The sequence below is a fragment of the Psychrobacter sp. M13 genome (genome assembly GCF_030718935.1).
GTDB lineage: Bacteria > Pseudomonadota > Gammaproteobacteria > Pseudomonadales > Moraxellaceae > Psychrobacter > Psychrobacter immobilis_G.
Map to the genome: position 1 here is coordinate 1,770,054 of NZ_CP132194.1, position 12,056 is coordinate 1,782,109.

At 43.6% G+C, this 12,056-nt stretch carries 9 protein-coding genes; 5 read left to right on the forward strand and 4 right to left on the reverse strand.

Annotated elements, in window-relative coordinates:
• Positions 1-196 precede the first annotated feature (196 nt).
• Both Q9G97_RS07400 and Q9G97_RS07405 read left to right on the forward strand, forming a co-directional pair.
• Complete coding sequence (locus tag Q9G97_RS07400) at positions 197-1,408, forward strand: translocation protein TolB (protein WP_305898280.1); 1,212 nt, start codon at positions 197-199, stop codon at positions 1,406-1,408.
• 158 nt (positions 1,409-1,566) lie between these two features.
• Positions 1,567-1,692: a hypothetical protein gene (locus Q9G97_RS07405; protein WP_305898281.1), complete on the forward strand. Its 126-nt coding sequence runs from the start codon at positions 1,567-1,569 to the stop codon at positions 1,690-1,692.
• A gap of 121 nt (positions 1,693-1,813) precedes the next feature.
• Here the strand turns inward: Q9G97_RS07405 and Q9G97_RS07410 are convergent, their stop codons facing one another.
• The 3 genes from Q9G97_RS07410 to Q9G97_RS07420 form a co-directional block, all read right to left on the reverse strand.
• Positions 1,814-2,419 carry a flavodoxin family protein gene (locus tag Q9G97_RS07410; protein ID WP_305898282.1) on the reverse strand — a complete coding sequence of 202 codons (606 nt, stop codon included), beginning with the start codon at positions 2,417-2,419 and terminating at the stop codon, positions 1,814-1,816.
• A gap of 90 nt (positions 2,420-2,509) precedes the next feature.
• Positions 2,510-3,520 (reverse strand): polyphenol oxidase family protein, encoded by a 1,011-nt coding sequence (locus Q9G97_RS07415; RefSeq protein ID WP_305898283.1) that lies wholly within the window; start codon positions 3,518-3,520, stop codon positions 2,510-2,512.
• A gap of 31 nt (positions 3,521-3,551) precedes the next feature.
• Complete coding sequence (locus tag Q9G97_RS07420) at positions 3,552-4,748, reverse strand: RluA family pseudouridine synthase (protein ID WP_305898284.1); 1,197 nt, start codon at positions 4,746-4,748, stop codon at positions 3,552-3,554.
• Between the two features lie 624 nt (positions 4,749-5,372).
• Between Q9G97_RS07420 and Q9G97_RS07425 the strand changes: the two genes are divergently transcribed.
• From Q9G97_RS07425 to rpoD, 3 genes are all read left to right on the forward strand, one after another.
• Positions 5,373-6,605, forward strand: coding sequence for an outer membrane protein assembly factor BamD (locus Q9G97_RS07425; RefSeq protein ID WP_305898285.1), 1,233 nt, complete (start codon positions 5,373-5,375; stop codon positions 6,603-6,605).
• 199 nt (positions 6,606-6,804) lie between these two features.
• Positions 6,805-8,982 (forward strand): DNA primase, encoded by a 2,178-nt coding sequence (locus Q9G97_RS07430; RefSeq protein WP_305898286.1) that lies wholly within the window; start codon positions 6,805-6,807, stop codon positions 8,980-8,982.
• Positions 8,983-9,449: 467 nt separating this feature from the next.
• On the forward strand, positions 9,450-11,354 hold the full coding sequence (gene rpoD, locus Q9G97_RS07435) for an RNA polymerase sigma factor RpoD (RefSeq protein ID WP_305898287.1): 1,905 nt from the start codon (positions 9,450-9,452) through the stop codon (positions 11,352-11,354).
• A gap of 149 nt (positions 11,355-11,503) precedes the next feature.
• Here rpoD and Q9G97_RS07440 read toward each other — a convergent pair whose 3' ends face one another.
• Positions 11,504-12,004, reverse strand: a complete 501-nt coding sequence (locus tag Q9G97_RS07440) for a lactoylglutathione lyase family protein (RefSeq protein WP_305898288.1) — start codon at positions 12,002-12,004, stop codon at positions 11,504-11,506.
• Positions 12,005-12,056 lie beyond the last annotated feature (52 nt).

Below are 12,056 nucleotides of genomic sequence, written 5' to 3' on the forward strand. Positions count from 1 at the left end.
TCTCAGTAGTGCTTTATGAAGTTATTGCAAAGCTTAAAGCTAGCTTTTGTTATTGAGTCGCTATAATAATTACATTTTTGAATTAGGGTATTAACTTATGAAATTGGCTACGTCATCTATTCTCGGTATAGTATCAAGTACATGTTTGCTAACATCATTACTCGTAATACCTAATTACACTGCTAATGCTGCACCAATGGAAATTGATGTAACCGTGGTTGCTCCAAGACAACAAAACCAAGTCGCCTTTGTGCCTTTTGCCGGCGATACCACTATGTCATCAATTATTTTGAATGACTTAGGTCGGACAGAGTTGAAAGTGACCAGCACAGGGTTACCACAGCAGCCACGTAGCAGCAGTGAGCTGGCAGGCACGCTACCTGTTTGGCAGAACACAGGTATCCCCTATTTAGTGGTCGGTAGTACGCGTAGCGATCGCGGTAAGATCATCACTGATTATGAAGTGATCAATGTTAATACTGGACAAGTCATACAAGGCAAGCAGTCCTTGAGCGCCAATAACGATAAAGAAAGTATGCGTTATGCTGCTCATGTCATCGCTGATAAAGTCTATGAATTAGTTACAGGTATAGAAGGCGACTTTTCAGGGCGCATTGCTTATATCGAAGAGACAGGCGTAGGTAAAGATAAAGTCTCACGCCTCAAGGTAATGGATGCCGATGGCGAGAATGCTAAAACAATTACTGAGGTAAATGGCTCAATATTTGCACCTGCTTGGTCACCTGATGGCTCAAGAATCGCTTATTCTGTCCTACGCGACAAATCTTATCAAACGATCTATGTGCAAAATGTCAGCGGCGGCGGTGCTACCTCTATCACCCCTTATAACGGTACTAGTATCAGTCCTTCATTTTCTCCTGATGGTAGCAACATCATTTTTTCAGGGAGCTTTGAAGGTAGTGAGAACATTTATCAAATCAATGCTGGCGGCGGTGGTCTAGTCAAACTGACTAATTGGCCCTCTAGTGAATCACAGCCAAGTTACGCGCCTGATGGCAAATCTTTTGTCTTTGTCTCAAACAAAGCCTCATTCAATCGACCTGAGATCTACCGTTATGAGTTTGGCTCAGGACGCATTAGTAAAGTTTCTAGAGGTGGCTATGCTACTACCCCAAAATATAGCAGTGACGGCACGCAAATTGGCTTTTTGAGCGGTCGCTCTGCCGCTATTATGAATACTAGCGGCGCTATAGTAACGAATATCGGTAGCACGGGCATAGACGAAGGGGTCAGCTTTTCACCCAATGGTAAGCGCGTGGTTTATGCTTCAAGGCAGAATGGTAAAGGCGTGATAACCATTAAATCACTTAATGGTGGCGCGTCTTTTGGTAAGTCTGGCGATGGTACTATTCGCTCGCCTGTTTGGTCAGCCAATCCTAATAAGTAGCAAGCGCTCAACAGTAAAAAAGCGATTAATAGTATTAGTCGCTTTTTTATCAGCTTATCTTTTTTCAACTAACGATATATACTAGGGCATGTTGATTCGATAGTTAATGCTAGCCGTAAGCTATTTTATTTATTAGCCCATTTAGGTTGAAAGTTTATATGAAAATATTAACGCTTACTTGGATGTTAGCACTGTCCACTTTATTAACAGGCTGTCAAAATTTAATTCAGCTTGGCGCTAGTCCTATTCCAGTGACTGCTTATGCAGATGACAAACGACCTTGATTCAAAGCTCAGAGAAGCTAAAACTTCATAATTTAAAATGCAGTAATAAGATGCTAAAAAGGGCAGATATTCGTATGAATATCTGCCCTTTTATAATAAAACCTTAAGCCCTCTTTATGATTTAGACCGCTATAGGTTGATGCTTAATGATAGTCTTAGCCAAATGATCGCCAAACCAGATCGCAGTATCGATATCGCCCTGACAAGGGGTCTCGTCTGGTGGCGCATCTCCTGATTGAGTCATCAATCCCAAAAAGCTTGAGAGACGGTTTAGATCCGTTTCCGTATGACCAGTAGGCATCAAGGGTAAACCAATCCAGTTCATACCGTGCTGCATAGTATATAGACATATCTGCTGTAATACGGCAAGTTTATCACCGCTTAGCCCACCTGAGTTGGCAAAAGCAGCTGCCCACTTGCCTTCCCACTCACGATTGTACCAACGCTTTGAGGTCTCATCCATAAAGGTCTTAAATCCAGCAGGCACGCTGCCCATATAGACTGCACTACCGAACACTAATAAGTCCGCTTGATCCAAAAAATCCCAATCGACATCATGAACATCTACTGCTTTGACTTGCGACTCAGGCAACTGCTGACGCGCGCCAGTCGCTACCGCTTCAGCGACACGCTTGGTATGCCCATAATTGCTATGGTAAATCACTGCAATAGATAAATGGGAACCCTGTTTATTAGGTGTTTTGGTAGATGCTACAGATGTATTCATACAAGCTCGAATCTTTTTATTAGAAAATAATTTTATTAATTAAGGACATGCCTTAAATAGCAGTCTCAAAGCCATACGCTGAGTCAATAGCTAGCTTTTAGACATACGGTTTTCAATGGGGTCGTGATGGACAATAATCAACGCCATCCTCCCTGTCATAGATTGTTGCAAATGGGTCTGACGGCGATAAGAGTAATAACGACTATCATCATAGCTACAGTCAATAGCTGACTCATTTAATAGTGTAATAGATAAGGCTTGTAACTGCGCTATAGCTAACTTTGGCAGATCAAGCCTAAGCTTGTCATCGCTATTACATCTATCTTCTTTATCGCTTTTTAGACAAAATAGCTGAGTAAAGTTATGCAGCTGAGCGCTTGATAACAATTGATTATCCGTGCAGCCTGCTAGCAATTTGTCAGCGACCTCACTACCCACTTCGTAGTTTTCTTGACTGATACAGACCCCGACCCAAGCCATAATCGGCGATTTATTATCGAAGCGCTCGGCGGTAGCTTTTATTACCCCACAAGCCAACCCTTGCCAGCCTGCATGGATAGCGGCTATCTGGTGAGTCGCTGGTTGGTATAAAACAATAGGCACGCAGTCAGCGGTCATAATCGCCAGTCCTACTCCGCTTTGCCGACTGACCAGCGCATCAGCATCCAATGGTTGCATAGATAGCCGCGACGCATCGATATCATGGATTTTCTGACCATGAACTTGATTGACCCAATGTAAGCTTTTGATAGCTGGGATTTTTATAGTTGAGTTTGGCAAAGCTGTTTGTGCTAGCTCTAATTGCTGATTAATAGTGCCTAATAAATCCATACGGTTTTGTAAGACGACTTCAGCATTGTCTTGTACATGTAAGCCTAAATTGAGCTTGCCATAGCTACTCTGACCTGTTTGCAACATATTCGAACGATGTTGCTCGCTATCATTTTTCTTACTGTCGTTTTGCTCACTATCATCTTGCCCGCTATCAACAGCATCAATGACCAAAGCTGACGTTTGATAGACGGTCACCTCATCAAACTGCGCCACTACTGATAGTGGCATAGTTTGAGTGGAATCACTACTTGCAGGCAAGTTGTTCATATTTTATTCAACATTTTTTATTCGATATTTTTTATTCAACATCATAGCCTTCACTCAGAACCGCAATAAGCTGTTGCATATCCTCAGGGACAGGGGTTGTGACTTCGATATCCTCACCTGTAGTTGGATGGACAAAGCCTAAGGCGTAAGCATGCAGCGCTTGACGCGGAAAGCTGCCGATAGCTTGGCGCTGTGCTTCTGTTAAGCCTGCTCGCAATTGACGACGACCACCATAGACCCGATCACCTACAATTGGATAAGTGATATGACTAAGATGCACGCGGATTTGATGGGTACGTCCCGTCTCAAGTCCGACATCTAGCAGGCAATAATTATCGTTTAGTGGCGTGATATCTAATAGATGGGTTACGGCATCGCGACCTGCAGTCATCACTGTCATCTTTGTGCGTTGATTGCGGTGACGTCCAATCGGTGCATCGATGCGGCGATGGCGAGCTAGAGCCGCTTGATCTCCTGCAACGACACACTGATAATGACGGTAGACTGATTTGTCTTTTAACTGCTCCATCAGTGCCATTTGGGCAGGCTTGGTCTTGCCGATAAGTAATAGCCCTGAAGTGTCCTTATCGATACGATGCACGAGACCTGCTCGCGGCAAATGATGCTGCTGCGGATAGTGATACAATAGCGCATTGACCAGCGTGCCGGTCTGATTGCCCGCGCCTGGATGGACGACCATACCAACAGGTTTATCAATGACAAGTACGGCATCGTCCTCATAGACTACGTCAATGGCAATATTCTCAGGCATATCTTCGCTATGCTGTTGCAAAGTCGTTGATAAATGTAACACATCATCGGCTTTGACTCGCTGTTTGGACTTTTGAATTTCGCCATTGTGCAGTAGACTGCCATCAGTGATCCAACCTTGCAGCTGAGCACGCGAAAAGTCCGTAAATATTAGCGCGGCTAACTTATCGATACGCAACCCAGCCTCATTATCCGCGACCGTATGAGTAATGTTGATAATCTCAGGTATGCTCTGCGGCGCTACCTGTTCATCGTCGTTATCAAGAGCCTCATCTTCATCGTCTAGCAATTCGTCGTTATGATCATCGTCTAATGACTCGTCATAATCGCCACAGTTATCATCAGCGGCAGCTGATTCTTGAACCAAGGGTTCGATGTCTGATGTGACATTAGTCTTGTCAGCGTGGTTGTTTTTAGTAGTATCATTCATAGGGTTGTTGCTTATATTGTTAGTCATAACAGTTAGTCATAGCAGATAGTTATAGCAGATAGTTATAGATTATAAAGGCACGAAATAAATTTTATAATAATTTGATGTAGATAGCTGATTTATCTCGCTAATTTATACTAAAACTTATAGGTGTAATCAATTAGGCGCCTAGTGTAGCACGCTACAGACTGATGCTCTATATACTGATAATAATATAGCCATGATAAAAACATAAAAAATTCTCATGCCAGCAGCCTCATACTGTCTGGAATATGACTTCGTGGTAATTTACTGTATATTTATCGGCATTGCTAGGATTCTTCATTACCCATTATCACGACCCATGCTAAACTGTACAAATTATCGTACTATATATCATTATTTTTTTATTGTTGTCGTCTGTACTTGCTGTCTATTATTTTATGGCTATGGCTAACTTGAAAGAGATATAGTAGGGCCTTTGACATGACCTGTCTAAAATAAACCACGAAAAAATAGACGAGACTGCTATTATTCTATAAAGTAAGGCCTATTTTAGCGCAAGCTCTTATTTTAGTTTTATTAATTTAGCAGCTTTATTAGAGTCTATTATCATTAACCTGTTATCAGCACGATGGCTTTTGCTGTTATGCATTTTGTGCGGAGAGAAGTATGCGTCCTGTAGGCAACACCTTTATCAAATTATCATCGGTAACTTTACTGGCACTAAGCGTAAATTTAGTGGGCTGTCAGACTATCAAAAACTTAACCAGCAAAGACGTTGATGCAGTCGAAACTGCTGAGAAAACTGAGCAAGGGTATTACCGTGATGCTATCACGCAGATCGACAAAGGTCGCTATATTCAAGCGGTAGAGGACTTGAATAGTCTGCGCACCTTTTATCCTACTGGGCAATATGCTGAGCAGGCACTGCTTGATATGATGTACGCGCAGTTTGCAGGTGGTAATTATGAAAACGCTGCCGCCAGTAGCGAGCGCTTTATCAGTCTATACCCGTCAAACCCGCAGGTGAGCTATGCTTATTACGTACGCGGCATAGCCAATATGCAAGGCTCATCTGAGGGGCTTAAGCTGTTTAAGACCAATCAAGCTGAGCGTGATACTGGCTATTTACGTCTTGCTTTTGCTAATTTTCAAGAGCTGATTAACAAGTACCCTAGTAGTCCTTATGCGCCTGATGCCGCGCAACGTATGACTTTTATTTATAATCAATTTGCTCAAAGTGAGCTGACGGCTGCTAATTGGTACATCAAACGCGAGGCTTATGTTGCCGCTGCCAATCGTGCCAAGTGGACTTTTCAGTACTACCCGCTTAGCGAATCAGTACCAGAAGCTATCGCTATACTCGCTTATAGCAATCAGCAATTGGGATTGACTGACTTGGCTGAGCAGTACAAAACCTTGCTACAGATCAACTATCCAGACATACTTACCCGTGATGGACAAGTAAAAATCGATACTCAAGCGGATCGCTCTTGGTTGAACAAGCTGACCTTTGGACAATTGGGCCGCGCCAGCATGAACGACACTTCAAATGCTCAAGGTCAGTATAGCGGCGCAACTAAGACTCAAACTATCCTTAATGCGGCGCAGTTGCAGCTACCTGCTGCAAATACCAATGCTCCCGCACAAGGTTTGGGCAATCTATCAGGCCGCCGTAGTGGTATCAATATCGGTTTAGGCTTGCCTGAGAGTGCCACTGAGCAAGTATCTGGACAAGGTAGCGCGAGCGCCGCCGCTATAGAAGCCGCTGTTGATCCACAGAACATCAATCCAACTCGTCGCACTACTCTGCCTAATGATGGTCGCGATAGTATTCGTCTAACGCCAGGCAATACGCCTATTGAATCTATTGATTTTGATGTTGATTTAGAAGATGAATAGCTGACATATACCCTACTCTTAATTTTGTAGGTTTATATACAAAAGCAAAGGTAAGACTAACTCATTCGTTGGTCTTACCTTTATAGTTTTAATGAGCAAATTTAATTGCTTGCCTTGCTTAGGCTATTTTATAATAATTAAATATAGGCTATATTTGATCCAGTAAATCATCTCTCTCGTATGGTAAAATGCCCTTCTAATGAGTATCCCAAATCACATCCTTGAGCAACTAAGTAGCCAAGCTGATCTTATCAGCATTATTGGTCGCCATACTACGCTTAAACGCGCAGGAAGTGAGTATCGAGGCTGTTGCCCGTTCCATGGCGAAAAATCACCCTCTTTTTATGTCAATCCACAAAAGAATATCTATCACTGCTTTGGCTGTAATGTCGGCGGCAATGCTATTAGCTTTTTACGTGATTACGAGAACCTTACCTTTATAGAAGCAGTAAAAGAGCTATCGAAGCAGACCGGTATTGAGATACCAGAAGAGGATCGCCAAAACGTCAGCTATAAGCGCACGGTGACTAAACCTAAAGCGGCATCTCAGCATGATAATTATCAGCACAGTAATAATCAAAATAATAGCAAGCCATATGCAGAACCTGCGGCTCAATCAACAAGTGCTAGCCCTGTCCAAACGCAAAAACCTGCTGCCAGCTCACCAGCTAATGATATTGTCAGCTATGATAACGCTGACGATTACAGCAATTATGCCAATCAAAACTTTTACGACGATGACTATAATAGTACAGGTTATGACGATAGCTACTTCGTCGGTGGTGCTGATGATGTAAACCACAATAGCTCGCCCCCATGGTTAAGTGATGAGAGTGCTGCTAACACCAATATTGAAAATAGCGCTGACAAAGACGGCAATCTGTACGATTTACTGCTAAAAATTGAGCAATTCTACCAGCGTAATTTGCAGACTCATCCGCATGCCAAGCATTATTTTATGACACGCGGTATCACAGAACAAAGTATTGAGACCTTTGCTTTAGGCTACGCGCCTTTTGGCTGGCAGCATCTTGAACACGAGTTCCCGCAAGATATCGAAGGTTTAAAAGCGCTCGGACTAGTGCGCCAATCAGACTCAGGTCGCGACTATGACCTACTGCGAGATCGGATTATCTTTCCGATTCGAGATAATCAAGGTCGTACTATCGGCTTTGGTGGACGGGCGCTCGATGATCAGGTCAAGCCCAAATATATCAACTCCTCAGACTCGCCCGTCTTTCATAAGCAGCATGTACTCTATGGCTATTATGAATCGCGCCAGCAACGTGCCAACGACTGGCTAGTGGTCGAAGGCTATATGGATGTTATCGCTCTGCATCAAGCAGGTATTTATGGGGCGATTGCCTCGATGGGTACCGCTATTAATGAGAGCCAAATCTCACGGCTATTGACCCTGAACCCGACGCTAACGTTGAGCTTTGATGGTGATAGCGCAGGTCAAAAGGCCGCTTGGCGTACCCTTGAGATTGCGCTGCCTGTGCTAGGTGATGATAAAGAGCTGCGGTTTTTAAGTCTGCCAAATGACCATGATCCTGATACCTTTATCAAAAGTCATGGCGTTGAAGCTATGCGCGAACAGATCGCTCAGGCCATGCCACTGTCGCAGTATATCTTTGCTTATCTAAGCGAGCGCTATGACATGAGCTTGGCTGAAGGTAAAGCTAAGCTCATGTCGCAAGTACGGACGCTGACCAACTCTCTCCCCAAAGGTAGCAGCTTTCGTTATTTACTCAACAACGATATCTATCAAAAGCTTGGCGGCAGGCGCAGTCAAAACGTTGAGGCCAAAGACGCGCTATTAGACTTTGATGGTGAGATGACCATCAGCCAGCAATTACAGCTGTGCTTTTTGTTTCAACCAAGTGCATTGGCCGATGATCCTATTCAGGTTATTTGGCAACAAGCGGGTATTCATGGATTAAACCTACCCGCACATATTAAGCAAAAAGCGTCTGATGATGCTCTGCGCCCCTTGGCTTGGGACGATCTACAAGACGACCCTTTACTCGATGTCGTAAGCACCATTCAACGCTGTTCGAACTACTTGCCACTAGATGCCAATGCCGCAGCCCATTTTGTTTTATCTAATTTAAAGCCCTCAACTCAACAAGCACTCAGCCGTAATTGGGGCGCTTTTTTTAAGACCTTAACCCTAAGAAATGTGTTAAGCCTTGATGAATTGATTGAAAACTTAGTGAGTCAGCTGTTAGAGCGTAACATGAGAAAAAAGATACAAGATTTAGTAAAAAACCCCGATCATATCAAGGCGACTATTGTACGTATGCAGGCTCAGCTCTTGAGTAACTGGCTACGAGAGCAGCAGGCAGAACAATCCGCGCAAATGGTTAGTATTTGAGTTATTTTTAATTAAAAAACAGATAACCGCTGCAAGTCCTTTAAAAGCCAGCCTACTGACCCCATTGTTTATGGTTAAGGTGTCTTATATAAAGCCAAAAACATATAGACATGAATATTCTAGTGACATAAATGTCCTAGTGATTTTATAACCGTTAATTCATAACCTTATGCTCGTTTACTAGGGTCTGTGCTAAACTACGCCGTTTATATATTCTTAGTGGCTCTAAACCAGCGCTTTTAAATTATAAAACACCATGAATTTTGATCCTTGTTTCGATAAATTATTTAGACAATATTTTTTGAATAACCTTGTAGTATTTTGAGTTTTTATTTATATCCATTCGTTTTTATTATTGGTATTTATGACTACGCTTAACTAGGATCAGTCTCATGACTAGATCAGCAACCCAAAGCTAGTATGACTGACCTAAATAATAAAAATGTCCGACAAAAAAGTGAGTATTTATGAACGATAAGTCAGTTTCTAAGTCCACATCTCAGCTAGCCACGCTTATCCAAATGGGTAAAGAGCAAGGCTATTTGACCTATGCTGAGGTTAACGATCAGCTACCCGACTCCATCACCGAAAGCGATCAGATCGAGGACATCATACAGATGTTGACCGACGTCGGCATTAAAGTATTTGAATCGGCACCTGATGCTGATGATATTTTGATGAACGATGACTCAAACGATGATGAGGCAGCAGCGGATGAGGCTGCGGCAGTATTGGCAGCGGTAGAAACTGATCCCGGTCGCACCACTGATCCTGTACGTATGTATATGCGTGAGATGGGTACGGTTGATCTACTGACCCGTGAGGGCGAGATTGCTATTGCCAAGCGTATTGAAGAAGGTATTCGTGACGTGCAGCATGCGATGTCATATTGGCCAGGAACAGTACAATACGTGCTTGATGAGTATCAAAAAGTGGTCGATGGCGACAAGAAGCTCTCCGATGTGATCACGGGCTTTTTAGATCCTGAAACTGAGGAAGATAAAGCCGCTGCAGAAGCCGAAAAAGAGCGAGCCAAAGAGGCACGCGAACGCGAGAAAGAGCGCGAGAAAATGCCCGTTGTCAAAACCAAAGCCAATGCAAAGGATGATGATGACGAAGACGATGATGATGAGACTGAGGAAGAAGAAGAAACCACTGGTATCGATCCTGAAGAAGTGCGTATTCGCTTAGAGGAGATCGAAGGCTTATTCATGACTGCCAAGCAAGCGCTGCTTGACTATGGTCGTGGTAGTGAGCAAGCTAACGAAGCTTATAAGCTGCTCGCTGAGCGCTTTATGATGCTCAAGCTCAATAATCGTATGTCCGATCAGGTCATGGCTATCATGCATGACGTCTATGATGATGTGCGTAAGCAAGAGCGTCAGATCATGCGCTTGGTGATTCGTCGTGGTCGTATGCCGCGTGAAGAGTTCCGCAAAACCTTCCCAAGTAATGAGACTAACGTCGATTGGTTGACCGAACGCCTAAAAGGCAAGCCTGCCTTCAGCGAGACGCTAGAAAAAGTGACCGACGACGTTATTCTTTTACAGCGTAAAATCCGTGATTATGAGCAAAAGCTTGAGATGGAAATTCACGACATGAAGGATGTGGCGCGTCGTATGGCAATTGGTGAAGCCAAAGCCCGCCGTGCCAAAAAAGAAATGGTTGAGGCTAACCTACGTCTGGTTATCTCCATCGCCAAAAAATACACCAACCGTGGGTTGCAGTTCTTGGATCTTATTCAAGAAGGTAATATCGGCCTAATGAAAGCCGTTGATAAATTTGAATATCGCCGTGGTTACAAGTTCTCGACCTACGCCACGTGGTGGATTCGTCAGGCGATTACTCGCTCTATCGCCGATCAGGCGCGTACTATCCGTATCCCTGTGCATATGATTGAGACCATCAACAAAATCAACCGTGTCTCACGTCAATTGCTACAAGAGATGGGCCGTGAGCCGACGCCTGAGGAGTTAGGCGAACGCTTAGAGATGGACGAAGTAAAGGTGCGTAAAGTACTGAAAATTGCCAAAGAGCCGATCTCTATGGAGACGCCAATCGGTGATGATGAAGACTCGCACTTAGGCGACTTTATCGAAGATGGTACGATCTCAAGCCCTGTTGATGATGCGACGGCAGCTGGTCTACGCGAAGCGACGCGTGATGTGTTGGGTAATCTAACTGAACGTGAAGCCCGCGTATTGAAGATGCGTTTTGGTATCGATATGCCAACCGATCATACGTTGGAAGAAGTCGGCAAGCAGTTCGATGTGACCCGTGAGCGTATTCGTCAGATCGAGGCAAAAGCGCTACGCAAACTACGTCATCCATCACGCTCTGAGCATTTGCGCTCATTCCTTGAGAATGACTAGATAAAGAGTGACTAAGTTTGATAAAGATAGTTATCCAAAAAAGCTGAGCCATTGCTCAGCTTTTTTGTGGCTATTAGTTTGTGGCTATTAGTTTGTGCTTATAAGATAGATTTTATGTGAAAGCTTACTCCAAGATTAACAACTTACTTTCAGTAAGCGCCTTCGCTATAGATAAGCTCATAGCTGTGACTATAAATCTCAACGATATTACCAAACGGGTCTTCCATATAAATCATACGATAAGGTTTTTCGTCTGGATAGTAGTAGCGTGGCTTTTGCATGCGTTTTTTACCACCAGCCGCCACAATACTCTCAGCAAGCCCTTCTACATCAGGATCTTGCACACAAAAATGAAAGATACCCGTTTTCCAATATTCAAAATTATTCTCAGGATTTTCTTGATTCTTAAATTCAAATATCTCCACGCCTATGCGATCGCCAGTCGATAAATGCGCGATACGAAAGCTGCCCCAACCTGCGCCAAACACTTCCGTACACATCTCACCAATTGGACTGTCATCTTCAACGATCTCAGTCGGCTCCATAATAATGTACCAACCCATGACTTCTGTATAGAACTTCACCGCTGCTGCTAAGTCAGGTACTGAAAGACCAATATGTGAAAAACTTCTTGGGTAAACCTTACTCATTGTTAGTACTCCTGCTTGATATGCTGTTTTTGATTAGTGATCGCTTGACACA

Bases quoted from the DNA above. Each gene is read 5' to 3' on its own strand.
- Q9G97_RS07400 (WP_305898280.1), top strand. From the start codon at position 197: ATGGAAATTGATGTAACCGTGGTTGCTCCAAGACAACAAAACCAAGTC.
- Q9G97_RS07405 (WP_305898281.1), top strand. From the start codon at position 1,567: ATGAAAATATTAACGCTTACTTGGATGTTAGCACTGTCCACTTTATTA.
- Q9G97_RS07410 (WP_305898282.1), bottom strand. From the start codon at position 2,419: ATGAATACATCTGTAGCATCTACCAAAACACCTAATAAACAGGGTTCC.
- Q9G97_RS07415 (WP_305898283.1), bottom strand. From the start codon at position 3,520: ATGAACAACTTGCCTGCAAGTAGTGATTCCACTCAAACTATGCCACTA.
- Q9G97_RS07420 (WP_305898284.1), bottom strand. From the start codon at position 4,748: ATGACTAACAATATAAGCAACAACCCTATGAATGATACTACTAAAAAC.
- Q9G97_RS07425 (WP_305898285.1), top strand. From the start codon at position 5,373: ATGCGTCCTGTAGGCAACACCTTTATCAAATTATCATCGGTAACTTTA.
- Q9G97_RS07430 (WP_305898286.1), top strand. From the start codon at position 6,805: ATGAGTATCCCAAATCACATCCTTGAGCAACTAAGTAGCCAAGCTGAT.
- rpoD (WP_305898287.1), top strand. From the start codon at position 9,450: ATGAACGATAAGTCAGTTTCTAAGTCCACATCTCAGCTAGCCACGCTT.
- Q9G97_RS07440 (WP_305898288.1), bottom strand. From the start codon at position 12,004: ATGAGTAAGGTTTACCCAAGAAGTTTTTCACATATTGGTCTTTCAGTA.